General features: G+C 71.9%; 23 protein-coding genes. 8 read left to right on the top strand and 15 right to left on the bottom strand.

The window, feature by feature from the left end:
* Nucleotides 1–14 precede the first annotated feature (14 nt).
* From ADK55_RS28735 to ADK55_RS28750, 4 genes are all read left to right on the top strand, one after another.
* A complete protein-coding gene (locus ADK55_RS28735; RefSeq protein WP_053682721.1) occupies nt 15–653 on the top strand; it encodes a class F sortase in 639 nt (212 codons plus the stop codon).
* Between the two features lie 25 nt (nt 654–678).
* On the top strand, nt 679–1317 hold the full coding sequence (locus tag ADK55_RS28740; protein WP_053682722.1) for a PH domain-containing protein: 639 nt from the start codon (nt 679–681) through the stop codon (nt 1315–1317).
* Between the two features lie 64 nt (nt 1318–1381).
* The gene (locus ADK55_RS28745) at nt 1382–1936 is read left to right on the top strand and encodes a VanZ family protein (protein WP_053682723.1); all 555 of its coding nucleotides are present in this window, start codon (nt 1382–1384) and stop codon (nt 1934–1936) included.
* Nucleotides 1937–1975: 39 nt separating this feature from the next.
* Entirely contained in the window at nt 1976–2188 is a 213-nt protein-coding gene (locus ADK55_RS28750) for a PspC domain-containing protein (protein ID WP_053682724.1), read from the top strand.
* Between the two features lie 18 nt (nt 2189–2206).
* Here the strand turns inward: ADK55_RS28750 and ADK55_RS28755 are convergent, their stop codons facing one another.
* The 3 genes from ADK55_RS28755 to ADK55_RS28765 form a co-directional block, all read right to left on the bottom strand.
* Nucleotides 2207–2977, bottom strand: a complete 771-nt coding sequence (locus ADK55_RS28755; protein ID WP_053682725.1) for a hypothetical protein — start codon at nt 2975–2977, stop codon at nt 2207–2209.
* A 128-nt stretch (nt 2978–3105) separates the two neighbouring features.
* Nucleotides 3106–3381: a hypothetical protein gene (locus tag ADK55_RS28760; protein WP_063839643.1), complete on the bottom strand. Its 276-nt coding sequence runs from the start codon at nt 3379–3381 to the stop codon at nt 3106–3108.
* A 139-nt stretch (nt 3382–3520) separates the two neighbouring features.
* Nucleotides 3521–4669 carry an adenosine deaminase gene (locus tag ADK55_RS28765; protein ID WP_053682726.1) on the bottom strand — a complete coding sequence of 383 codons (1149 nt, stop codon included), beginning with the start codon at nt 4667–4669 and terminating at the stop codon, nt 3521–3523.
* A 114-nt stretch (nt 4670–4783) separates the two neighbouring features.
* Here ADK55_RS28765 and ADK55_RS28770 point away from each other — a divergent pair, with 114 nt between their 5' ends.
* Nucleotides 4784–5503, top strand: coding sequence for a dienelactone hydrolase (locus ADK55_RS28770; protein ID WP_053682727.1), 720 nt, complete (start codon nt 4784–4786; stop codon nt 5501–5503).
* Nucleotides 5504–5545: 42 nt separating this feature from the next.
* Here the strand turns inward: ADK55_RS28770 and ADK55_RS28775 are convergent, their stop codons facing one another.
* On the bottom strand, nt 5546–6784 hold the full coding sequence (locus ADK55_RS28775; protein WP_053682728.1) for an ATP-grasp domain-containing protein: 1239 nt from the start codon (nt 6782–6784) through the stop codon (nt 5546–5548).
* A 161-nt stretch (nt 6785–6945) separates the two neighbouring features.
* On the opposite strand from ADK55_RS28775, the gene ADK55_RS28780 reads away from it, so the two are divergent.
* Nucleotides 6946–7944, top strand: coding sequence for a helix-turn-helix transcriptional regulator (locus ADK55_RS28780; RefSeq protein ID WP_234350291.1), 999 nt, complete (start codon nt 6946–6948; stop codon nt 7942–7944).
* A gap of 46 nt (nt 7945–7990) precedes the next feature.
* Here the strand turns inward: ADK55_RS28780 and ADK55_RS28785 are convergent, their stop codons facing one another.
* On the bottom strand, nt 7991–8929 hold the full coding sequence (locus ADK55_RS28785; protein ID WP_053682729.1) for a LysR family transcriptional regulator: 939 nt from the start codon (nt 8927–8929) through the stop codon (nt 7991–7993).
* Nucleotides 8930–9027: 98 nt separating this feature from the next.
* Here ADK55_RS28785 and ADK55_RS28790 point away from each other — a divergent pair, with 98 nt between their 5' ends.
* The gene (locus tag ADK55_RS28790) at nt 9028–10308 is read left to right on the top strand and encodes an MFS transporter (RefSeq protein ID WP_053682730.1); all 1281 of its coding nucleotides are present in this window, start codon (nt 9028–9030) and stop codon (nt 10306–10308) included.
* A 166-nt stretch (nt 10309–10474) separates the two neighbouring features.
* Nucleotides 10475–11473 (top strand): sigma-70 family RNA polymerase sigma factor, encoded by a 999-nt coding sequence (locus ADK55_RS28795; RefSeq protein ID WP_078999521.1) that lies wholly within the window; start codon nt 10475–10477, stop codon nt 11471–11473.
* Here the strand turns inward: ADK55_RS28795 and ADK55_RS36970 are convergent.
* From ADK55_RS36970 to ADK55_RS28840, 10 genes are all read right to left on the bottom strand, one after another.
* Complete coding sequence (locus ADK55_RS36970; RefSeq protein WP_078999523.1) at nt 11369–11719, bottom strand: STAS domain-containing protein; 351 nt, start codon at nt 11717–11719, stop codon at nt 11369–11371. The two genes, ADK55_RS28795 and ADK55_RS36970, sit on opposite strands and share 105 nt — an antisense overlap.
* Nucleotides 11720–11865: 146 nt before the next feature.
* Complete coding sequence (locus tag ADK55_RS28800; protein ID WP_053682732.1) at nt 11866–13143, bottom strand: thymidine phosphorylase; 1278 nt, start codon at nt 13141–13143, stop codon at nt 11866–11868.
* Between the two features lie 131 nt (nt 13144–13274).
* Nucleotides 13275–13673, bottom strand: coding sequence for a cytidine deaminase (locus tag ADK55_RS28805; RefSeq protein WP_078999525.1), 399 nt, complete (start codon nt 13671–13673; stop codon nt 13275–13277).
* Nucleotides 13670–14935, bottom strand: coding sequence for an ABC transporter permease (locus tag ADK55_RS28810; RefSeq protein ID WP_053682733.1), 1266 nt, complete (start codon nt 14933–14935; stop codon nt 13670–13672). The genes ADK55_RS28805 and ADK55_RS28810 overlap by 4 nt, the downstream gene beginning before the upstream one ends.
* Entirely contained in the window at nt 14932–16047 is a 1116-nt protein-coding gene (locus tag ADK55_RS28815) for an ABC transporter permease (RefSeq protein WP_053682734.1), read from the bottom strand. Before ADK55_RS28815 ends, ADK55_RS28810 begins: the two co-directional genes overlap by 4 nt.
* On the bottom strand, nt 16044–17783 hold the full coding sequence (locus tag ADK55_RS28820) for an ABC transporter ATP-binding protein (RefSeq protein WP_371591437.1): 1740 nt from the start codon (nt 17781–17783) through the stop codon (nt 16044–16046). The genes ADK55_RS28815 and ADK55_RS28820 overlap by 4 nt, the downstream gene beginning before the upstream one ends.
* A gap of 143 nt (nt 17784–17926) precedes the next feature.
* A complete protein-coding gene (locus ADK55_RS28825) occupies nt 17927–18994 on the bottom strand; it encodes a BMP family lipoprotein (protein ID WP_053682735.1) in 1068 nt (355 codons plus the stop codon).
* 286 nt (nt 18995–19280) lie between these two features.
* Nucleotides 19281–20549, bottom strand: a complete 1269-nt coding sequence (locus ADK55_RS28830; protein ID WP_053682736.1) for an amidohydrolase — start codon at nt 20547–20549, stop codon at nt 19281–19283.
* A 137-nt stretch (nt 20550–20686) separates the two neighbouring features.
* A complete protein-coding gene (locus tag ADK55_RS28835) occupies nt 20687–21919 on the bottom strand; it encodes a hypothetical protein (protein ID WP_053682737.1) in 1233 nt (410 codons plus the stop codon).
* A gap of 74 nt (nt 21920–21993) precedes the next feature.
* Nucleotides 21994–22902: an N-acetylneuraminate synthase family protein gene (locus ADK55_RS28840; protein WP_053682738.1), complete on the bottom strand. Its 909-nt coding sequence runs from the start codon at nt 22900–22902 to the stop codon at nt 21994–21996.
* Nucleotides 22903–23010: the final 108 nt, after the last annotated feature.

Raw genomic sequence — 23010 nt, forward strand, 5'->3', positions numbered from 1 at the left:
CCCGGAGCACCTCCATGGCCCATCGCGTCCGCCCCCTGCTCGCCGCCGCCCTCCTCGCGCCCGTCGCCCTGGCCGCCCTGACCGGCTGCGGCGCTTCCGCACGCCCCGCCGGAGCGGCCGCCGCACCGCCGCCGCACATCGCGGCGACGCCCGCGCGGGACGCCTCGACGACGTCCGCCGCGCCGGCGGCCGCCGCGCCGCTGCCCGCCTCGGAGCCCGTCCGGGTACGGATCCCCGCGGCCGGTGTCGACACCTCCCCCGTGCTCCGCCTGGGGCTGGAGCGCGACGGCACCGTCCAGGTGCCCTCCGTCGCCGACGGGGACAAGATCGGCTGGTACACCAAGGGCGTCACCCCGGGTCAGACCGGTCCCGCCGTGCTGATCGGCCACTTCGACACCGCGCGCGGCCCGGCCGTGCTCAAGGACGTCTCCAAGGTCCACGCCGGCGACGAGATCACCGTGTCCCGCGCGGACGGCGGCTCCGCCGTCTTCCGGGTGCGCGAGTTGGAACAGGTCGACAAGAAGAGCTTCCCCACCGCCAAGGTGTACGGGAACACCACCCGCCCGGAGCTGCGCGTCGTCACCTGCGGAGGCGAGATCACCGACGGCCACCGCCCCGACAACATCATCCTGTACGCCGATCTCGTGGGGTGAGACGGCGTGAGGCACAATCGGGCGCATGAGCAGCCAGCAACCCCCTGACGAGCCGGTGTACGACGACCGGGTCTACCGCTCGCCCATGGCCATCGTCACGGGCGTGCTGATGCTCGGGCTGGTCGCCTGGCTCTGCGGGGACGCGGTCCTGCGCGGGGAGGGGGGCACGCGGTGGGTGGCGCTGGCCATCGCCGTGTGCGCCGTGCCGCTCGTCGTGGCGTTCACCATCCGGCCCGCCGTCTTCGCCAACGACGACCGCATGCGGGTGCGCAATCCCTTCCGCGTGATCGAACTGCCCTGGGCGGCCGTGGACACCGTGCGCGCCGGCTACTCGGCCGAGGTGCTGGCGGAGGGTTCCACCTACCAGCTGTGGTCCGTGCCGGTCTCGTTGCGCGAGCGGAAGAAGGCGCAGCGTCCCTACAGTCGGCGCGGCGGTCTGACCGGCAAGGGGCTGTCCCCGGACCAGGGGAGGGCTGGCGCGGCGGTCGACGGGCCGCAGCGGGCGGGCGCCGACAAGGTCGTGGACGAGCTGCGGGAACTGGCCGAGCGCGGGGCCTCGCGTGCGGGGGCGCGGGGCGACGTGAGCGTGCGGTGGTCGTTCGAGATCATCGCGCCCGCCGTGATCGGCGCGGTCGCGCTGATCGTGCTGCTCGCCACCGGCTGAAACGTGGCGCAGTCGCTCGCGAACCGCCGGAACCACCGCTACCGGGGCCTGCGTCCTCGCTGGTGTGCAGCGTCATGAGGGCGGCGGCAGCGCCGCCATAGATCTTCGGCTCCGGCTCCTGGGCGGGGCCCTGCTGGCCGCCCATCTCCTCGTCGTCGGCTGGTTGAGCCTGCGGCCGTTGGACGTTCCCTGGGCGGCGGCCGCGAACCTGTCCCCGCTGGAGGGGATCCGGGCGGACCTCGCGTACGGACCGTTGGAGGCGGCCTGCCGGATCGGCAAGGGGTTGGCCCTGCTGGCTCCGCTCGGGGTGCTGTTGCCGTTGACCGGCGGGCGGCTCGCGCCGTCACCGCTGGCCGCGTGGGCCTCGCTGGCCCGGACGGCGGCGGCGGGGGCGTTGGTGTCGCTGAGCATCCTGATGTTGCAGACGGCGGTTCCGGGTCAGGTGGTCGACGTGGACTCGCTGTTGTTGAACACGGCCGGGGTGCTGATCGCGCACGCGACGGTGGTGCCGGCCCTGAGGGCTCGCCTGAGGCGTTCTCAGGGGCACACCCCGAGAATCACCAGGGTCGACCTCGGCCCCTGGACCGAGGTTTTGTCGGCGGTTCCCCGCGAGTATTGAGGCATCGCAGGAAAGCGATCCCATACGAAGGAGAATCCCATGAGCGCGATTACCCGCCCCCGTGACGGACGGATGATCGGTGGCGTCTGTGCCGGTCTCGCGCAGCGTTTCGGAATCAAGGCGAGGACGATGCGGATCATCTTCGTCCTGTCGTGCCTGCTGCCGGGTCCGCAGTTCCTGATCTACCTGGCGCTGTGGGTGCTCCTGCCGAACCAGAAGCACGCCGCCGGTTCCGCCCACACCGCCTGGTAGTCCGTTCCGCCGGTTCGATCAGGCCGCCCGCTGGACCTTCTCCAGCTGCTTGTCCGCCACTTCCCGGGGGACCTGCGCCTTCTTCTCGGCGGCGGCCACGTTCAGGGCCATGAGCCGTACGACGGTGTCGCCCTCGCGCACGACCACCAGATGGACCTGGGCGGAGACGCCCTGGGCGGCGGCGGTCGTGGTCCAGCTGACGCTCTCGTCCCCGCCGGTCTCGTAGGCGACGGGCTTCACGTCGCGGTAGCTGCCGGTCTGCTTCTGCACGGTGGCCGCGAAGCCGGAACCGCATGCGGCGACGGCGTCGCGCAGGCGGGACATGAGCCGCTTGGCGTCCTTCTCCGCGTAGGAGCTGACGGAGGCGGAGACGGCGAGGCCGACCTGCTTCTGGGAGCCGACGCCCCGGTTGACGGTTTCCCGTGCGGCCGGGTCGGGCTTGTCGCCCATGATGTCGGCGAGCGGCTGGCAGGGCTTCCTGTCGGCTTGCGGCTGGCCGTCGGGGGCGTTCGGGTTCTTGCCCTGGGCGGAGATCTGGTAGCCGGCGAGGTCGCCCTGTTCGAGGGCCGACCGTTCCAGTCCGCTGCCGCCCTTCTTCGGCGCGGCCGAGCCGGCGGGGGCTCCGGGGGCGCCCGAGGACGGGTTCGGGGCCGAGGCGGAGCCCTTGGGGTCCGGGGCCTTGTCGGCCTCCGGGGTGCCCTTACCGCTGCAACCCACCGCTCCGAGAAGGAGGGCGGGGAGCAGTGCGGCCGTGGCCGCTCCGAGCTTGACTGGTGCCTTCAGGCGCATGACCGATGACCTCATACCGCGTGCGTTGGCGGGCAGTTGACGGCGATCGTGGCACACGACGCGACGTGGCGCACACCTGCTCGCAGCGGTGTGCGCCATGCGTACTCGCGTGCGGATCGCGGCGTGGGTCAGCCGCCGAGCGCGCCACCGATGGGCAGGCCGCCGAGCGTGGGGCCGAGGGAGTCGGTGAGCTGGCCGAGCGGGGCCGCGGGGTCGCTCGACTGGCTGCCCTCGGCCTTCACGTGCTGCTGGCTGGTGGCGGTCTGGAGGGCGCCCGTGACGGGGCCCAGTGCGTCCGTGAGGCCGACGGCGGGGACGGCGGCGGCGGAACCGGCGGCGGCGGCGACGGCGGCGACGGCACCGAGAGCGGCGAGGCCGAAGGTCTTGGCAGCTGACTGCTTCATGAAGGATCGTCCTTGCGACGGGGAATTGAGCGGCTCCGCAAACTAGTCACTTCAAACCCCGGCCCGCAAACATCTGTAAATACGAGAAAGCGCCCGGGAATTGCCCCTCCCGGGCGCCTTCAGTCCGTCAAGCCTTGGCCTAGGCCGAGACGGAACCGCTGGTCGAAGCGGTCTGCCGGAACAGCCATTCCGACTTCAGCTCCGCATAACCGGGCTTGATGACCTCGTTGATCATGGCCAGTCGTTCATCGAAAGGAATGAACGCGGACTTCATCGCATTGACGGTGAACCACTGCATGTCGTCCAGCGAGTAGCCGAAGGTGTCGACCAGGTGCTCGAACTCGCGGCTCATGCTCGTACCGCTCATCAGCCGGTTGTCGGTGTTGACGGTCAACCGGAAGTGCAGCTTGCGCAGCAGACCGATCGGGTGCTCGGCGTACGAGGCGGCCGCGGCCGTCTGCAGGTTCGACGTCGGGCACATCTCCAGGGGGATGCGCTTGTCGCGCACGTAGGAGGCCAGGCGTCCCAGCTTCACCGTGCCGTCGGCGGCGACCTCGATGTCATCGATGATCTTCACGCCGTGACCCAGGCGATCGGCGCCGCACCACTGCAGGGCCTGCCAGATCGACGGAAGGCCGAAGGCCTCGCCCGCGTGGATGGTGAAGTGGTTGTTCTCGCGCTTGAGGTACTCGAAGGCGTCGAGGTGGCGGGTGGGAGGGAACCCGGCCTCGGCGCCGGCGATGTCGAAGCCGACCACGCCGTTGTCGCGGTACCGGTTCGCCAGCTCGGCGATCTCCAGGGCGCGGGCCGCGTGGCGCATCGCGGTGAGCAGCGCGCCGACGCGGATGCGGTGACCGTTCGCCTTGGCGCGGCGCTCGCCCTCGCGGAAGCCGTCGTTGACCGCCTCGACGACCTCTTCGAGGGTCAGGCCGGCCTCCAGGTGCTGCTCGGGGGCGTAGCGGATCTCGGCGTACACGACGCCGTCCTCGGCCAGGTCCTCGGCGCACTCCGCGGCGACCCGGAACAGGGCGGCCTTCGTCTGCATGACGGCGCAGGTGTGCGCGAACGTCTCCAGGTAGCGCGGGAGGGAGCCGGAGTCGGCGGCTTCCCGGAACCAGATGCCCAGCTTGTCGGCATCGGTCTCGGGGAGGTTCTCGTAGCCGGCCTCCTGCGCCAGCTCGATGATGGTCCCGGGGCGCAGTCCACCGTCGAGGTGGTCGTGCAGGAGCACCTTCGGGGAGCGGCGGATCTGATCCGGGGTGGGCACGTTGAGGGTCTCGCTCGTCATCTGGGCACTCTAGCTCCTACGCGCGTAGAGCAGGGTGTCCGCGACGGCCGTCGATACGTAACAGTGACCGTGCGGACGGGTGGCGTACACCCGTCGGTCTGAGACTGTTCCGCCATGGCACAGCATGCGCCGCCGGCGCGCGGGGCCCGCCTGGGGCGGGCGGCCGGCGCGAACGGCCCGGTCACGACGGTCAGTGGTGTGGTGCTCCTCCTCCCCGGGGCGTCCAGATGGTCCCCCGGGCCGCTGCGTCCGCTCGCGCGGGCGCTGGCGCGCTCGGGCGCGGCGCACGGGCTGGTCACGCACCCCGTCGTGCACGGGGCCGGGGCCCGGGAGGAGGACGCCGAGTGGGCGGCGGACGAGGTGGTGCGCCGGTACGGGGACGTGCCGGTCTGCCTGGTCGGCTATGACGCGGGGGGTCGGGCGGTGCTGCGCGCGGGCGGCCACGCGGCGGTCAACTCGGTTCTCGCGCTCGCCCCCAGTCTGGGCGGGCCCACCCCGGAGGAGCCCCCTGAACCGGTGAAACAGCTCTCGGGGCGGCAGGTGCTGATCGTGCACGGGACCAACGACGCGCGCAGCGACCCGGAGTCCTCCTTCCGGCTGGCGACGCGGGCGAAGAAGGCGAACCGTTCGACCTGCCGCTTCGAGGTGCATTCGGACGGGCACGGGCTGCGCGAGCACCAGGCGGAAGTGGTGGCGCTGGCCGTGGACTTCGTGCTCGGCGCGGTGTTCTCGGGCCGGTACTCGCGGCCGGTCACGGACGCGCTCGCCGCGCCGCCGCCGCTGGGCCTGCGGATGCCGCTCGCCTCCGGGTTCGGGCGGTCCCTGCGGGGCTGACGAGCCGATCCCGGCGGACCGTCCGGGACGGTTCGCCGGGGGTCAGCGCACCACGTGGACCCCGGGCGCGTCGTGGCGGCCGCCCAGCAGGCCCGTGGCCCGGTCCAGGGCGGCGTCCATCGAGCCCGCGGTGGGCGCGGCGGCGAGTACGTACGCGTGGTGCCGCGCGCCGGTCGGCGGGCGGCGGACGACGGCTCCGCGCGGGACGTCCAGGTGGACCCGGACCACGCCGGGCACGGCCCGGGCCGCCGCGACGCCCGGACCGGCCCCGGCGGTGCGCCAGCCGGGCGGGAAGTCCACGTACCGCAGCCCGGCGTGGGCGGCGCGCGGCCGGCGCGGCGGGTCGGGGAGGCCGAGTCCGGCGGCCAGCGCCAGTCCGAGCACGTCGGTGCCGTGGGCGAGCCGGAGCAGGTGGGTGAGCTCGTCGGCGCCGGGTCGGGCGTGGGCCTCGATCAGCCGGGGCCCGCGGGGGGTGAGCACGACCTCGGTGTGGGACGGGCCGTCGCGGTGCCCGGCGAGGTCGAGGACCGCGCGTACGAGGGCCCTGACGGCCTCGGCCGCCGTCGCGTCCAGGGCGATCGGCAGGCGGTGGCCGGTCGCGGTGAGGTCGGGGCCGGCGGCGGGGATGCGCCGCGACCAGCCGAGGACGCGGTGGCGGCCTTCCCGGGAGAGGGTCGCGACGGCCAACTCGGGGCCTTCGAGGTACTCCTCGACGAGCAGGTCGGTGACGGCCGGGTAGCCGCGGGCGGCGGATCGGGCCCCGGCCGGGTCGGCGACCAGTCGTACGCCCTCTCCGTCGGCGCCCCAGCGGGGCTTGATGACGCAGGGGTAGCCGATGAGGGTGGTGATGAAGGGGATGAGGTCGGCGCGGCCGCAGCGGGCGAAGGAGACGGGGTGGGCGGCGTGGAGGCCGTTGGAGCGGGCCCGCAGGCCGGCTTTGTCCATGAGGGCGGTGACGGCGGCGGTGGGGGTGCCGGGCAGGCCGAGTTCCTCGTTGGCGCGGGCTGCGGCGAGGGCGCCCGCGGGGTCGAAGCCGAAGACGGCGGCCCGGCCGCGGCGGACCTCCTCCAGCCGGCCGACGGCCCCCACGAGGCGCGGGTGGTCGCGCCAGTCCGTCCGTACCCGCCGCTCCGCCCCCTCACGGTCGGATGGCACCGATGGATCCGGCGCGACCACCACGGTGCGCGCGCCCGCACGGCGGGCGGCCGCGACCACGGCGGGGCGCGGACTCAGCAGGACGGCCACGGGCCGGTGCCGTTGGTCGGCCGTCCGCTGCCGCATACCGCGCTCCCCCTTCACGCCGTGGCTCCACTGTGCCGGTTCGGCATATGCCGCAGGCGGTCGGTCGGGGGTCGTCTTGCCGCCTTGCGGGAACACGAGGGGTTTACAAACATTCACAGGCCGGGACGAATATGCATATGCCAGCCGATGAAGTCCGAGACATGGGCGAACTGAGTCCCGCGGCGCGGCGCCTCTACGCGTTCGCGGTGGAGCGGCACGCCTTCACGCCTCCGGAGGCGACGGCGGCGCTGGGCGTGCGGGCGGCGGCGGCGATCACCGAACTGGCGGCGGCGCACCTGCTCCAGCGGTCTCCCGACGCGGGACCGGAGCGGTGGAGCGCGGTGGCCCCCCGGGCCGCGGCGGCCCGGGCGTTGGCCCCGCTGGCGCTGCTCGTGCGCGAGACCCACGACGAGATGGACCGGCTGCGGGGGCGCCTGGAGCGGCTGGTGCCGGCCTACGAGGCGGGGGCGGCGCACCGGGACCTGAGCGGGGCCGCCCGGCTGGAGCTGGTGACCGACCTGGGGGCGGTACGGGGGCTGATCGCCGAGCTGGCCGCGTCGGCCGAGGAGGAGATGCTGACCTCGCAGCCGGGCGGCGGGCGGCCCCTGGAGGTGTTGGAGGAGTCGATCGGGCGGGACGAGGCGTTGCTGGCGCGCGGGGTCCGGATGCGAACCATCTACCAGCACACGGCCCGGTACTCGCGTCCGACCGCGGCCTACGTGGAGCGGGTGACGGCGCTGGGCGCGCAGGTGCGGACGCTGGGCGACGGGCTGATGCGGATGTTGGTCTTCGACCGGCACACGGGCCTGATGGCGGTGCCGGACCGGGGCGGGGCGGCCCTGGTGGTGCGGGAGCCGAGCGTCGTGCACTTCATGACGTCGGCGTTCGACCGCTCCTGGTCGGACGCGGAGCCGTTCCCGGTGACGGTGAGTCCGGAGGCGGCCCGGACGCTGTCGGACGAGCTGCGGCAGACCATCGTCCGGCTGCTGTCGGAGGGGCTGGAGGACAAGGTGATCGCGCGCCGGCTCGGGATGTCGGAGCGGACCTGTCAGCGGCACATCGCGGAGATCATGCGGGCGGTCGGGGCGAAGTCCCGCTTCCAGGCCGGGTACTTGCTGTCGACGGCGGCGGCCCTGGAGCCGGCCGCACCGCAGGAGTAGGCGCGCGGCCCGGACCGGATCGGCCCGGTCCGGTCCGGGCCGGCCGTCAGATCGGGCCGTGCAACTCCGGGATCAGGCGACCGCGTCGGGACAGCAGGAAGCGCTTGAACTCCGCGACCGGGGGTGTGTCGGGGTGTCCGTCGAGCCAGGCGACGCCGATCTCGCGGACCGCGCGGGGCGCCGTCACCGTCAGTTCGACCACCCCCGGCCGGGCCACGGCGGGCGGCGGCAGCAGGGCGACGCCGAGGCCGGCCGCGACGAGGCCGCGCAGGGTCTCGGCCTCCTCCCCCTCGAAGGCGACCTTTGGGGTGAACCCGGCCTCCGCGCACAGGTCGTCGGTGATGCGGCGCAGGCCGTAGCCGGGCTCCAGGGTGACGAAGGTTTCCTCGGCGGCCTCGGCCAGCCGGATCCGTTTGCGGCCGGCGAGGCGGTGGTCGTCCGGCACGACCAGGCGCAGCCGTTGTTCGTCGAGGCGGCGGGCCACCAGGTCGGGGGCGTCGGGCAGCGGTGAGGTGAGGCAGAGGTCGAGTTCGCCGGCGCGCAGCCGCTCCAGCATGGCCTCGCCGTAGTTCTGGACGAGGGAGAAGCGGATGCGCGGGTGGTCGGCGCGGAAGGCGCGGATCAGGCCGGGGACGGTCTCGGACCCCAGGGTGTGCAGGAAGCCGAAGGCGACCTTGCCGGCGGTGGGGTCGGCGTCCTGCTGTACGGACTCGGCCGCGCGGGCGATCTCCGCGAGGGCGCCTTCGGCCGAGGCGAGGAAGGTGCGTCCGGCGGTGGTGAGGGCGACGGTACGGCCCTTGCGGGCGAACAGCGTGACGCCCAGGTCCTGTTCGAGGCGGACCACGGCCCGGGACAGGGTGGACTGCGGCACGCCCAGTTCGTGGGCGGCGCGCGTGACGTGCTCGTGCCGGGCCACGGCGACGAACCACGTCAGGCGAGGGGCCAGCAGACTTGTCACCGCCATGTCTTCTTCGTAACGGTTCATTGACATGCACCCCTGTGACCTGTGCTGATGCGGCAGTGGATCGATTATGGCGATTCCATGCATTGGACGCATCAAAAACGCGGGCCTACGGTTTTGGCATGCCTCCCGCTCATACCGGGGCACCCGTCATCCCGGGTGCCTCCACCTTGTCGTTTCCCGCACCGGAGCCCCACTCCCCCGGCCGCCCCGGCTACCGCCGGATGAGCCTCGCGCTCTTCGCCGCCGGGCTCGCCACCTTCGCCCTCCTCTACTCCACCCAGGCGCTGCTGCCCGCGGTCTCCGCGGGTTTCGGCGTGACGGCGGGGCAGGCCAGTTGGACGGTGTCCGCGGCCACCGGCGCGCTCGCGCTGTTCGTCCTGCCGCTCAGCGCGCTGTCCGAGCGGTTCGGACGGACCCGGATGATGACCTGGTCGATGGTGATCGCCGTCGCTCTCGGGCTCCTCGTCCCCTTCGCGCCGAACCTGGAGTGGCTGATCGTGCTCCGCGCGGTGCAGGGCGCGGCAATCGCCGGCATCCCGGCCTCCGCCATGGCGTACCTGGCCGAGGAGGTCAAGCCGAAGGCGCTGGTCGCCGCGATCGGCCTGTTCGTCGCGGGCAACTCCATCGGTGGCATGAGCGGGCGCATCGTCACCGGATGGGCGGCGCAGGCGTGGGGCTGGCGGGCCGGTCTGCTGACCGTCGGGCTGATGTCGCTGGCCTGCGCGGTGGCGTTCCTGGTGCTGCTGCCCCGGGCCCGGTTCTTCCGGCCGGCCTCGCTGAACCCGCGCGCCGTGGGCCGCACGGTCGCCGGTCACCTGCGGGATCCGCTGCTGCTGCGGCTGTACGGGATCGGCGCGCTGTTCATGACCGTCTTCGGGGCGGTGTACACGGTCGTCGGGTTCCGTCTGGTCGACGAGTTCTCGCTCGGACAGGGCGTGGTCGGCTCGGTCTTCCTGGTGTACCTGGTCGGCACGGCGTCCTCCGCGGCCGCCGGTCGGCTGGTGGCGCGGGCCGGGCGGCGCGGCGCGCTGTACCTGGCCGTGACCACGACGGCGCTGGGGCTGCTGCTGTCGCTGGCGCACTCGCTCGCCGCGATCCTGGCCGGGCTGGTGCTGATCACCGCGGGCTTCTTCGCGGGGCACGCGGTGGCCTCGGCGGCGGTGAGCCGGACGGCGAGGACGGGCCGGGCGCAGGCCTCGGCGCTCTACCAGTCCGCGTACTACCTGGGCTCCAGCGCGGGCGGCACCCTGGGCGCGCTCGCCTACCACTCCTCGGGGTGGGCGGCCACGGTCGGGATCGCGCTGCTGGCGGTCCTGGGTGTCGTGTCGATCACCCTGTACGGGTCGCACGCGGCCCGCTCCGAGCGTCGGCCGATGGCCGCGGCGGCGGCCGCGCGGTGACGCGTACCCGCTGAGCGCGGGGCCGGCGGGGACGTGCCCGAGGGCGCGTCCCCGCCGGCGTGTCCGACCTGGTCGGGGCGTTCGGGCTGGTCGGGGCGTTGCGGAGGCGATTGTCAGACCCCTCCGGTAGCTTCCGGGTATCGGACCGACCAGGGGGATCGACGCCATGAGTGACCTTGCGACCAGCCCGGAGCTGGATGCGGCCATGGACCGCTACCGGGTCGAACTGACCGGCTACTGCTACCGCATGCTCGGCTCCTCCTTCGACGCCGAGGACGCGGTGCAGGACACGTACATCCGCGCCTGGCGGGCCCACGAGAAGTTCGAGGGCCGCTCCTCGCTGCGTTCCTGGCTGTACCGGATCGCGACCAACGTCTGCCTGGACCGGCTGAACGCGGGGAACAAGCGGGCCCGCCCGATGGACCTCAGCGCCCCGCAGCACCAGGCCTCCGCCGTGCTGAACGAGCGGCCCGAGGTGACGTGGCTGGAGCCGGTCCCCGACGGGCGGGTGCTGCCGCAGACCGCCGACCCGGCGGAGATGGCGCTGGCGAAGGAGTCGGTCCGGCTGGCGTTCGTCGCGGCGCTCCAGCACCTGCCGGCGAAACAGCGGGCGGTGCTGATCCTGCGCGAGGTGCTGGCCTGGAAGGCGGACGAGGTCGCCACCCTCCTGGAGACCACGGTGGCCTCGGTGAACAGCGCGCTCCAGCGGGCGCGGGCGACGCTGGCCGGTCAGGGCATCCGCGAGAGCGACCCGGCGGATCCGTTGGACGCGGACCAGGCGAGACTGCTGGAGCAGTACCTGAGCGCCTTCGAGGCGTACGACATCACCCGCCTCACCACCCTGCTGCACGAGGACGCCGTGCTGTCGATGCCGCCGTTCGACCTGTGGCTCCGGGGCCACGAGGACATCGCGGCCTGGCACCTGAACCAGGGCATCGGCTGCAAGGGCTCCCGGCTGATCGCGACCACGGCGAACGGCATGCCGGCCTTCGGCCAGTACCGGCCGCGCGAGGACGGACTTCCGGGACACGAGCCGTGGGCGCTCCAGGTGTTGGAGATCTCAGACGGGAAGATCGTCGGGCTCAACGCCTTCCTGGACACCGCCCGGTGGTTCCCGCTCTTCGGGCTCCCCCAGCAACTCGGCGAGACCGACGAGGGCCAGTAGCGCGCGCAGGGACGGTCCGGCGCCGGTGAGCCGGAGCCGGATGCCGGCCCGTCGGGCGGCGAGGGCCAGTCGGGCCACCGCGTCGACGACGCCGAGGCCGGGCCGGGTCAGCGCGCTGACGTCGCACGCCACCTCGCGCGGGCCGTCCCGGGCGAGCCGGCCGATGCGTTCGCAGAGCGCGGCGACGTCCCGGGGCAGCGGAGCGGGCCCGGGCACGGTCAGGGGTTCGGGTTCCGTCGTGTCCACACCAGGGTGGACCTCCGGGGGGCCCGGAACTCATCGGTTCCGGGGCTCGGGGCTGGGCCCTCTGTTGGGGCGTGGCCCGGCGCCCGGTACGACGAACGGGACCGGTGGGGGTCCACCGGTCCCGTTCACCCGAAGGCGGCCGCGGGTCAGGCGATGCGGTCCAGGACGATCGGCGTGGCGGTGAACGAGGTTCCCGCCGCGGCGATGTCGAAGGTGCCGTCCAGCGCGGACAGCGCGTAGTCGAACTTCTCCGGGGTGTCGGTGTGCAGGGTCATCAGCGGCTGGCCCGCCACCACGGTGTCGCCCGGCTTGGCGTGCATCTCGATGCCCGCGCCGGCCTGCACCGGGTCCTCCTTGCGCGCGCGTCCGGCGCCCAGGCGCCAGGCGCCGACGCCCACGCCGTAGGCGTCCAGGCGGGTCAGCACGCCGGACTCGGGCGCGGTGACCACGTGCTGCTCGCGGGCCACCGGCAGGGCCGCGTCCGGGTCGCCGCCCTGGGCGGAGATCATCCGGCGCCAGACGTCCATCGCGGAGCCGTCGGCCAGGGCCTTCTCCGGGTCGGCGTCCTTGATGCCCGCCGCGTCCAGCATCTCGCGGGCCAGGGCCAGGGTCAGCTCGACCACGTCGGAGGGGCCGCCGCCGGCGAGGACCTCGACGGACTCGCGGATCTCCAGCGCGTTGCCGGCGGTCAGGCCGAGCGGGGTGGACATGTCGGTGAGCAGGGCGATGGTCTTGACGCCGCTGTCGGTGCCGAGGGCGACCATGGTCGAGGCGAGCTCGCGCGCGTCCTCGATGTTCTTCATGAAGGCGCCGCTGCCGACCTTGACGTCCAGGACCAGCGAGCCGGTGCCTTCGGCGATCTTCTTCGACATGATCGAGGAGGCGATGAGCGGGATGGCCTCGACGGTGCCGGTGACGTCGCGCAGCGCGTACAGCTTCTTGTCGGCCGGGGCCAGGCCGTCGCCCGCCGCGCAGATGACGGCGCCGGTGGTGTCGAGGACGTGCAGCATCTCCTCGTTGGAGAGCAGGGCGCGCCAGCCGGGGATGGACTCCAGCTTGTCCAGGGTGCCGCCGGTGTGGCCGAGGCCGCGGCCGGAGAGCTGCGGGACGGCCGCGCCGCAGGCGGCGACGAGCGGGGCGAGCGGGAGGGTGATCTTGTCGCCGACGCCGCCGGTGGAGTGCTTGTCGGCGGTGGGGCGGGAGAGGGAGTCGAAGTTCATCCGCTCGCCGGAGGCGATCATCGCGGCGGTCCAGCGGGCGATCTCGCCGCGGTTCATGCCGTTGAGCAGGATGGCCATCGCCAGCGAGGACATCTGCTCGTCGGCGACCACGCCGCGCGTGTACGCGTCGATGACCCAGTCGATCTGCTCGGGGCTGAGTTCGCCGCGGTCGCGCTTGGTGCGGATGACGGAGATGACGTCCATGAGGGTGACTTCCTTCCGGCGGTGCGTACGTTCGAAAACTCTACGCGCATAGAGACATGCGGGGTGGCATGGAGGGGTGAAGGGGAACGGCCCTTCCGCACGCGGGCGGAAGGGCCGTCACAGGGATGCGGCTATCTGAGGTGGTCGGGCCCGAAGGCCTGCGGGAGCATCGCGGAGAGCGGCAGGATGCCCTCCGGCGTCTCCACCTGGAGTTCGGGGCCGCCGAACTCGAACAGCAGCTGGCGACAGCGGCCACACGGGACCAGGATGTCGCCCTTGCCGTCCACACACGTGAAGTGCGTCAGTCGGCCGCCGCCCGTGGCCTGGAGGGAGGACACAAGACCGCACTCGGCGCACAGGCCGAGGCCGTAGCTGGCGTTCTCCACGTTGCAGCCGACGATGGTGCGGCCGTCGTCGACCAGCGCCGCCACCCCGACCGGAAAGCCCGAGTAGGGGGCGTACGCCCGGGACATCGCGTCCCGGGCCGCCTTGCGCAGGCCGTCCCAGTCCGGGGCGTCGGCCGTCGTCACTTGCCCTGGCCCTTGCGGTACGGCATGCCGTCCGCCTTCGGCATCCTCAGGCGCTGCGCGGAGAGCGCGAGCACCAGCAGGGTGGTGACGTACGGGGCGGCGTCCACGAACTGGCTCGGGACCGAGTCGGTGACGGCGTACCAGAGGAAGATCAGCACGGCGAAGACCGCGGAGACGGCCGCCGGGAGGTACTTCTTCTTGTAGCCCTGCCAGAGCGCGGCGAGCAGGAGCACGATCGCGACGAGCAGCAGCAGCGCGTGCACGTTCTCGGCGCCACCGCGCAGCTTGAGGCTGTCGATGAAGCCGAACAGGCCCGCGCCGAGCGCCATGCCGCCGGGCATCCAGTTACCGAAGATCATCGCGGCGAGACCGATGTAACCGCGACCGCCGGTCTGCCCCTCCTGGTAGATCGAGCTGGCGACGATCGACAGGAACGCGCCGCCGAGGCCGGCCAGGCCGCCCGAGACGATCACGGCGATGTACTTGTACTTGTACACGTTGACGCCGAGGGACTCGGCGGCCACCGGGTTCTCGCCGCAGGACCGCAGTCGCAGGCCGAAGGTGGTGCGCCACAGCACCCACCAGGTGCCCGGGATCAGCAGCAGCGCGACGACGGTCAGCAGCGACAGGTCGGTGACCAGACCGCCGATGACGCCGGCCAGGTCCGAGATGAAGAACCAGTGCTTGCCCTGGAGGTCGGACATCCAGTCGGACAACCCCGGCACGGTGATCTTGTAGATCGGTTCGATCGACGGGGACTGCTTGGAGGAGCCGCCCGGCGCGTCCGCGAAGGTGAAGTTCGACAGGTACTGGGTGAAGCCCAGGGCGAGGATGTTGACGGCCACACCGGAGACGATGTGGTTGACGTTGAAGGTGACCGTGATGATCGCGTGCAGCAGGCCGCCGATGGCGCCACCGATGATGCCGGCCATCACGCCGGTCCAGGGGCCCCACTGGTAACCGGCCCAGGCACCGAACCAGGTGCCGAGGATCATCATGCCTTCGAGGCCGATGTTGACGACGCCCGCGCGCTCGGCCCACAGACCGCCGAGACCGGCGAGGCCGATCGGCACGGCGAGGGACAGGGCGCCCGACACCTGACCGACCGAGGTCAGGTCGTTGGCGCCGCTGATGACGCGGACCAGCGAGATCAGCACGAGACCACCCGCGATGATCAGCATGATCCAGGGCAGGCTGAGCTTCTGGCGGCCGCCGGACTTCTTCGGGGCGGCGGCCGTCGCGGAAACGGTGCTGGTGCTCACGCCGCGACCTCCTTGTCGGTCTTGATGGCGTGGCCCGCGGCCAGTTCCTCGCCGACCTTCTGCTGCTGTCGGCGGATGCCGTAACGGCGGACGAGCTCGTACGAGACGACGACCGCGATCACGATGAGGCCCTTCATGATCGTGCCGATCTCCTTCGCGTACCCGGCCGTGTCGAGCGAGGCCGAGGCCTTGTCGATGAAGGCCATCAGGAACGCGGCGAGGAGGATGCCGACCGGGCTGTTGCGGCCGAGCAGCGCGATGGTGATGCCGGTGAAGCCGACGCCGACCGGGAAGGAGAGGTTGTACGTGTGGGTCTCGCCCAGCAGCTGCGGCATGCCGGACAGACCGGCGACGGCGCCCGAGATCAACATCGAGGTGATGATCATCTTCTTGGCGTCCACGCCGGACGCCTGGGCGGCGGACTCGCTGGCGCCGGTGGCGCGCAGGTCGAAGCCGAAGCGGGTGCGGTTGAGCACGAACCAGTAGACGATGCCGAGGGCGAAGGCCACGAAGGTGAAGCCGTAGATCTCCAGGCCGTCACCGATGGACAGCGCCGGGAACCAGCCGGACTCGGCGATGTCGCCCGTGGTCAGGTCGTTGGAGCCCGCCGGCTGGATGCCGAGGTTCTTCGGCAGGATCAGCCAGGCGATCAGGCTGGTCGCGATGGCGTTCAGCATGATCGTGGAGACGACCTCGCTGACCCCGCGCTTGGCCTTCAGGACACCCGCGATGCCGGCCCAGAAGGCACCGGTCAGCATGGCGACGACCACGATCACCAGGATGTGCAGCGGGCCCGGCAGGGTGACGGCGGTGCCGACCACGGCCGAGATCATCGCGGCGAGCCGGTACTGGCCGTCGACGCCGATGTTGAAGAGGTTCATCCGGAAGCCGATGGCCACGGCCAGGGCCGCCAGGTAGTACGTACCGGCCTGGTTCACGATGAGGACCTGCACGTCCTCATAGGAGGCGTTCTCGACCATGAGGCGCATGGGCTCGATCGGGTCCACGCCCGTCGCGGCCAGCACGATCATGGTCAGCAGGAAGGCGCTGACCAGCGCGAGCGCGGGGCCGGCGAAGCCGAGGAGCAGCCGGTCCTTGTCGAATTTCTTCATCGGGCCTCGTCCTCCGGGGCATCGGTACCAGCGTCGGTACCGGCGGAGTGGTTGTCGGTGGCTTCCAGGTGCCCGGAGGCGGCGCCCGTCATGGCGGTGCCGAGTTCCTCGGGGGTGACGGTCGCGGGGTCCGCGTCCGCGACCAGGCGGCCGCGGTAGATCACGCGCAGGGTGTCGGACAGGCCGATCAGCTCGTCCAGGTCCGCGGAGATCAGGAGCACGGCCAGGCCCTCGCGGCGGGCCTCGCGGATGGCGTCCCAGATCTGCGCCTGCGCGCCGACGTCCACACCGCGGGTGGGGTGGGCGGCGATGAGGAACTTCGGGTTGTGGCTCATCTCGCGGCCGACGATCAGCTTCTGCTGGTTGCCGCCGGAGAGCGAGGCCGCGGTCACCTCGATGCCGGGCGTGCGGACGTCGTACTCGCGCACGATCCGCTCGGTGTCCTTGCGGGCGGCCTTCGGGTCGAGGATGCCGCGCTTGGAGTTCGGCGACTCGGTGACGTGACCCAGGATGCGGTTCTCCCACAGCGGGGATTCCAGCAACAGGCCGTGCCGGTGGCGGTCCTCGGGGATGTACCCGATGCCGCCCTCGCGGCGCTTGCGGACCGACGCCTTGGTGATCTCGGTGCCGTCGAGGGTGATGACGCCGGCGTCCGGGGTCGTCATGCCCATCAGGGCTTCGATCAACTCGGTCTGGCCGTTGCCCTCGACGCCCGCGATGCCGAGGACCTCGCCCTTGTGGATCGTGAAGGCGATGTCGTCCAGGAGCAGGCGGCCGATGCCGGCCGGCTCGTGGACGAAGGCGTCGGACAGGCCCGGCGTGCGCGCGGTGTCCTCGGTGTTGACGGGGGGAAGACCACCCTCGGCGACGGTCAGACCCGCCACCTTCAGCATCGGGACGTCCGTCACGGTCGACTCGCGGGTCTCCGGGGAAGGGAGTTCGGAGCCGACCATCAGCTCGGCGAGCTGCTTGGTGGTGGTGTTGCGCGGGTCGGCGGTGCCGACCGTGGTGCCGCGACGGATGACGGTGATGTCGTCCGCGACCTTCAGGACCTCGCCCAGCTTGTGCGAGATGAAGATGACGGTCAGGCCTTCGGCCTTGAGCTCCCGCAGGTTGTCGAAGAGCGCGTCCACCTCCTGCGGCACGAGCACGGCGGTCGGCTCGTCGAGGATGAGGATCTTCGCGCCGCGGTAGAGGACCTTGAGGATCTCCACGCGCTGGCGGTCGGCGACACCGAGGTCCTCGACCAGTGCGTCGGGGCGCACGCCGAGGCCGTACGCGTCCGAGATCTCCTTGATCTTCTTGCGGGCCTTGGCGCCGATGCCGTAGAGCTTCTCGCCGCCGAGAACCACGTTCTCCAGGACGGTGAGGTTGTCGGCCAGCATGAAGTGCTGGTGCACCATGCCGATGCCGCGGGCGATGGCGTCGCCGGGGCTGGAGAAGGTGACCTGCTCCCCGTCGATGGCGATGGTGCCCTCGTCCGGCTTCTGCATGCCGTAGAGGATCTTCATCAGGGTCGACTTGCCGGCGCCGTTCTCACCGACGAGGGCGTGAACCGTGCCCTTGCGGACGGTGATCGCGATGTCCTTGTTGGCGACGACGCCGGGGAAACGCTTGGTGATGCCGTGCAGTTCTACGGCGAGAGGGGGGCTGGACGCGTTGATGACGCACTCTCCTTGGCGCGGAAGGAGCTGGAGGCAGGAGGACAGGGCGGGGAGAGAAGGTATCGCGTCCACGATGCCTCTACGCGCGTAGCACTGTCGAAAGTGAAAACTTGCGGCCAACTGACCACAAGGAACACCGAACACGGCTCGGGGCCCGGGAGCGATAGAGACCGCTTCCCGGACCCCGGAGACCATTACCGCATGTCGGACGGCCCTTACGGGGCGGTCTTGACGGTGATCTTCTTGGCGATGATGTCGGCCTTGGCCTTCTCCACCGCGGCGATGACTTCAGCCATCTTCTTGTACTCGGGGTTGGAGTCGGCCAGGCCGACGCCGTCCTTGTCCAGGCCGTAACGGATCTCGCCGTTCTCCGGCTTGCCGTCCTTGACCGACTTGATCAGGTTGTAGACCGAGTCGGAGACGTCCTTGGTGACCGAGGTCAGGATGTGGTCCTTGTACTTCGACAGACCGGCCTGGTTGTACTGATCGGAGTCGACGCCGATGGCCCACTTGCCCTTGGCCGAGGCGGCCTCGATGGCACCGGAGCCCGCGAGACCGGCGGCGGCGTACACCACGTCGGCGCCGCCCGCGTCGATCTGGCCGTTGGCGGCGGCCTTGCCCAGGTCGGGCTTGGAGAAGCCACCGAAGTCCGGGGGCTGCGTCAGGTAGGCCGACAGCACCTTGGCGTTCGGGTTGGTGTCCTTGACGCCCTGGGTGAAGCCCGCCTCGAACTTCTTGATCAGCGGAACCTCGACACCGCCGATGAAGCCGACCGTGCCGGTCTTCGAGACCTTGGCGGCGGCGACGCCGGCCAGGTAGGAGCCCTGCTCCTCGTTGAAGACCAGGTTGGCGATGTTCTTGCCGGTCACCGAGGTGTCGTCGATGATGCCGAACGTGGTGTTCGGGAACTTCGGCGCGACCTTCTTGATGGCCGGGGCGTAGGCGAAACCGACGCCGATCACCGGGTTGTTGCCCTTGCGGGCCAGCTCGGTGAGGCGCTGGACCTTGTCGGCCTCGCCCTCGCCGTCCGTGGGCTCCGCCTCGGCGGTGGTGATCTTCAGCTCCGACTTGGCCTTCTCGAGGCCCGCGAAGGCGGCGTCGTTGAACGACTGGTCGCCGCGGCCACCGATGTCGTACGCGATGGCGGCGCCGGCGGCGGCCTTCGTCTCCGAGGAGGAGGACGAGGGGCTGTCAGACGACTTCTTACCGCCACAGGCGGTGGCCGAGAGGGCCAGCGCGGCGGACGCGAGGCCCACGGTGGCGATCCTGGTGATCCGGCGCAAGGGGAGGCTCCTTCAAAACCTGACCGAAGCGCCACGACCGGCGCTGGTTTCGCGGCGATCGTAACGCGCGTAGATGTCAGTTAAAGGCCCGTTCATGAGTCGTTATCGGATCGTCGCGAACCGGACAGTGACCGATCGGTGACTCCCCTTGTGTCCAGCCCTTGCGTACCAAGGGCTGGACACGTATACCGACCGACCACCGGATGATGTAGGGACTTTGCCGGGGCTTGACCGCGACCTTGACCGCGAACCCCCTGGCGCCCGGGTCGGCGCCGAGCGGGCGGCGTTACCCGGCCGATCGCCCCCGGTGGGCGTCGAGTCGGGCCTCGCCCCGCCCGTCGAGCAGGGCCGCGGCGGTGAAGAACTCCACGCCGACCCCGATCGCGGACTCGTCGACGTCGAAGTCGCCCCGGTGCAGGTCCTTCTTGGTCGTGTCCCCGGGCTTGCGGACGCCGAGGCGGGCCATGGCGCCGGGAACGTGCTCCAGGTACCAGGAGAAGTCCTCCCCGCCCAGGCTCTGCTCGGTGTCCTCGATCGACTCCGCGCCGAGCCGGGCCGCCATGGACTCGCGGAGCAGTTCGGTGACCACCGGGTCGTTGACCACCGGCGGGACGCCCCGGACGTAGGTGATCTCCGACTTGGCCCCGTGCAGGGTCGCGATCTCGTCGATGGCCGCGTGGATCTGGTCGGGGGCCTCGTGCCAGGCGTTGATGTCCAGGCAGCGAACGGTCCCGGACAGTTCCGCGTGCATCGGGATGACGTTGCAGGCGTGCCCGGACTCGATCCGGCCCCAGGTGACCGACATGCCCGAGCGGGCGTCCATCCGGCGGGCCAGCACGGCCGGGACGTCCACGGCGACCCGCGCGGCGGCCGTCACCAGGTCGGTGGTCAGGTGCGGGCGGGCGGTGTGCCCGCCGGGACCGGCCAGGGTGACCTCCAGGCGGTCGCAGGCCGAGGTGATGGGGCCGGACCGCAGTCCGATCCGCCCCGAGTCCACGCGGGGGTCGCAGTGCACCGCGATGATCTTGCCTACGCCGTCGAGCACCCCGGATTCGATGGCGTCGCTCGCGCCGCCGGGCAGGACCTCCTCGGCGGGCTGGAAGAGCAGGCGCACGGGATTCGGGAGCAGGCCCTGCCGGTCGAGTTCGGCGAGCACCAGGCCGGCGCCGAGCACGACCGAGGTGTGGACGTCGTGTCCGCAGGCGTGCGCGCGGTCCGGGATGGTGGACCGGTACTCGACGTGCACCTTGGCGTCCGGGATGGGCAGGGCGTCGATGTCCGCGCGCAGGGCCAGCATCGGCCGGCCGCCGTCCCAGGTCCCCACGTCACAGATGAGGCCGGTGCCGGACTTCAGCACCCGTGGTCGCAGGCCGGCCTGCTCCAACCGGGCCTTGATCGCCGCCGTCGTGCGGACCTCCTGGTGTCCCAACTCGGGATGCATGTGCAAGTCCCGGCGGAAGGCGATCAGTTCGGCACGCAGGTGGTCCGGAAGCTTGCCGGGCAGCTCGGGCCGGTCGGGCTTGCCGGGCAGGGCGGTCTGGGACTCGCGGGACATCAACTGGTTCACCCGTTTAAGGGTAGGCCCACCGACGGGTCAACTGGCTGGAGATCACAAAAAGTTCATGCCGTTAGGGGAAAGAAACCCGACCTCTGGACGCATGACCGTATGCGTGCGCGGGTAAACTCGCGCGCTCAGCCGGCCGCCCGAGCGGTCTGAGCGGGGAGTCTGCGCACATCACGGGCGGTTTCGGTGACCCCGGCCAGGAAGCCGCGGGCCCGCGGCGAGGCGGCCGCGGTGAGCCAGGCGGGATCGACCTCGCACACGGCCACGGTGACGCCGGAGCCGATCAGGGCGTACGGCAGGGTGTGGACGACCGTGGACGGAAAGCTGACGATGGTGCGGCCCACCGGCCCCCGCCGGGCGATCAGCTCCAGCGGCAGGTCCGGACGTACGATCTCCAGCCCGGTCGCCTCGCTCAGCGCGCGCAGCTTCTCCGGGGACTCACGGCGGTGCGCGAAGTAGCGGGTCGCGCCGTGTTCCCTGGTCAGGGCCAGGACGGCGGCCCGGTAGCGGACCGGGTCCACCACGCCCGTCTCCACGAGCGAGGTGCCGACCAGGTCCGTTCCCCTGGTCAGGCGGGGCGGGCCGAAACGGGACCGGGTCCAGGCGAAGTCGTTCAGGCGTACCTCCATCCCGGGCAGCGGGGTGACCGGCATCGAGGTGAACACCTCCACCCGGCGACGGTCGCCGCCCGGGGTCAGCCTGCGGCGCGCGGTCCCCGACACCGGGGCGTACGCGAACTCGCGCACCCGGGCCCCGGCGCCGGCCCCCGTACGGTGCCAGCGGCGCAGCCGCTCCCCGCGCCCGAGCTGCGCGACGAACTCCATGGTGGCGGTGCCGTCGTCGACGACGACCAGTTCGGCGGCCCGCGCCGGGGCCAGCAGGAGCTGGACGAAGCGGGAGAAGGGGTCGCCCACCACGATCCGCTCGGCCCGGCGCACGTCGGCGGCGAGCGCGGCCAGCGCCTTGAAGGGGGCGCCGGCGCCCCCGCGCGCCTCCTGCCAGTGGACGGTGTACCCCTCGTCGCGGGCGAGCCCGGCGACCCGGCGGAGCTGCCCCCGGGACATCGGGTCGGTGGGCGGGAGGACCACGATCGTCGGCGCCTGCGGGCCCGAAGCCCCGGAGCCGGACGGGGTGCGCGAGCCGCCGGCGCGGTCGGCGGTGTGATCCCCGGCCGCCCGGGCGGTGGACCGGCCGGGCTGGCGCGGGACGCCGTCCAGCAGCCGACCGGCGGCCTCGCGGGCGGCCGCGTCGTCGGCTCGGGCGGGCCCGTCGTCGGCTCGGCGCGCGTGGGCCCACTCCAGGACGTTCAGCAGCTGGACCGGGCTTTCCACGAAGGCCAGGGTGGATGCGGAAGGGATCACCACGTTCTCCTCGTCAGGTGCGGGGGTACCGCGCGCGCCGGGACCGCGGGCCGCGCCGGGGCGGAGCGGGACGGTCAGACCGCAGTGAGGTCGCCCTGGAAGCGGCGGAGCTTCTTCATGGGGGCCAGCTCGGACTCGTAGACGCGCTTGACGCCGTCGCCGAGGGCGGTCTCGATGGTGCGGATGTCGCGGACCAGGCGGGTCAGTCCGCCCGGCTCGACGGAGGCGGCCTGGTCGGAGCCCCACATGGCGCGGTCGAGGGTGATGTGGCGCTCGACGAAGGTGGCGCCGAGGGCGACGGCGGCCAGGGTGGTCTGGAGGCCGGTCTCGTGGCCGGAGTAGCCGATGGGGACGTTGGGGTACTCCTCCCGAAGGGTGTTGATCACCTTCAGGTTGAGCTCCTCGGCCTTGGCCGGGTAGGTCGAAGTGGCGTGGCACAGAAGGATGTTGTCGCTGCCGAGCACCTCGACGGCGTGCCGGATCTGCCGGGGGGTGGACATGCCGGTGGACAGGACGACGGTGCGTCCGGTGGCGCGCAGCGCGCGCAGCAGTTCGTCGTCGGTGAGGGAGGCGGAGGCCACCTTGTGGGCGGGGACGTCGAACTTCTCCAGGAAGGCGACGGCCTCGGTGTCCCACGGGGAGGCGAACCAGTCGATGCCGCGCTTGGCGCAGTGCTCGTCTATGGCCAGGTAGTCGGCCTCGTCGAACTCGACGCGGTGGCGGTAGTCGATGTAGGTCATCCGACCCCAGGGGGTGTCGCGCTCGATGTCCCACTGGTCGCGCGGGGTGCAGATCTCGGGGGTGCGCTTCTGGAACTTGACGGCGTCGCAGCCGGCTTCGGCGGCGGCGTCGATGAGCGCGAAGGCGTTGCCGAGGTCGCCGTTGTGGTTGATGCCGATCTCGCCGACGACGTAGACGGGGTGACCGGGGCCTGCGGTGCGCGAACCGAAGGCGCGGAGGCGGGAGTTGGCGGTGGCGCTCATGTCAGGTGACGTCCTTCGAACGGTGCGTGCGGGTACGGGGTTCGGGTCGGGGCGTACGAGGGGGTGTGGTTCGGGGTGGAGTTCGGGTCCGGGGCGGGGCTCGGGGTG

It is taken from the genome of Streptomyces sp. WM4235 (assembly GCF_001279725.1).
Classification (GTDB): Bacteria; Actinomycetota; Actinomycetes; order Streptomycetales; family Streptomycetaceae; genus Streptomyces.

Coding starts and splice junctions, on each gene's coding strand:
- ADK55_RS28750 (WP_053682724.1), top strand. CDS start 1,976: ATGAGCGCGATTACCCGCCCCCGTGACGGACGGATGATCGGTGGCGTC.
- ADK55_RS28785 (WP_053682729.1), bottom strand. CDS start 8,929: ATGAACCGTTACGAAGAAGACATGGCGGTGACAAGTCTGCTGGCCCCT.
- ADK55_RS28800 (WP_053682732.1), bottom strand. CDS start 13,143: ATGGACGTCATCTCCGTCATCCGCACCAAGCGCGACCGCGGCGAACTC.
- ADK55_RS28775 (WP_053682728.1), bottom strand. CDS start 6,784: ATGCGGCAGCGGACGGCCGACCAACGGCACCGGCCCGTGGCCGTCCTG.
- ADK55_RS28765 (WP_053682726.1), bottom strand. CDS start 4,669: ATGACGAGCGAGACCCTCAACGTGCCCACCCCGGATCAGATCCGCCGC.
- ADK55_RS28760 (WP_063839643.1), bottom strand. CDS start 3,381: ATGAAGCAGTCAGCTGCCAAGACCTTCGGCCTCGCCGCTCTCGGTGCC.
- ADK55_RS28770 (WP_053682727.1), top strand. CDS start 4,784: ATGGCACAGCATGCGCCGCCGGCGCGCGGGGCCCGCCTGGGGCGGGCG.
- ADK55_RS28740 (WP_053682722.1), top strand. CDS start 679: ATGAGCAGCCAGCAACCCCCTGACGAGCCGGTGTACGACGACCGGGTC.
- ADK55_RS28830 (WP_053682736.1), bottom strand. CDS start 20,549: ATGTCCCGCGAGTCCCAGACCGCCCTGCCCGGCAAGCCCGACCGGCCC.
- ADK55_RS28795 (WP_078999521.1), top strand. CDS start 10,475: ATGAGTGACCTTGCGACCAGCCCGGAGCTGGATGCGGCCATGGACCGC.
- ADK55_RS28735 (WP_053682721.1), top strand. CDS start 15: ATGGCCCATCGCGTCCGCCCCCTGCTCGCCGCCGCCCTCCTCGCGCCC.
- ADK55_RS28755 (WP_053682725.1), bottom strand. CDS start 2,977: ATGCGCCTGAAGGCACCAGTCAAGCTCGGAGCGGCCACGGCCGCACTG.
- ADK55_RS28840 (WP_053682738.1), bottom strand. CDS start 22,902: ATGAGCGCCACCGCCAACTCCCGCCTCCGCGCCTTCGGTTCGCGCACC.
- ADK55_RS28780 (WP_234350291.1), top strand. CDS start 6,946: ATGGGCGAACTGAGTCCCGCGGCGCGGCGCCTCTACGCGTTCGCGGTG.
- ADK55_RS28790 (WP_053682730.1), top strand. CDS start 9,028: ATGCCTCCCGCTCATACCGGGGCACCCGTCATCCCGGGTGCCTCCACC.
- ADK55_RS28815 (WP_053682734.1), bottom strand. CDS start 16,047: ATGAAGAAATTCGACAAGGACCGGCTGCTCCTCGGCTTCGCCGGCCCC.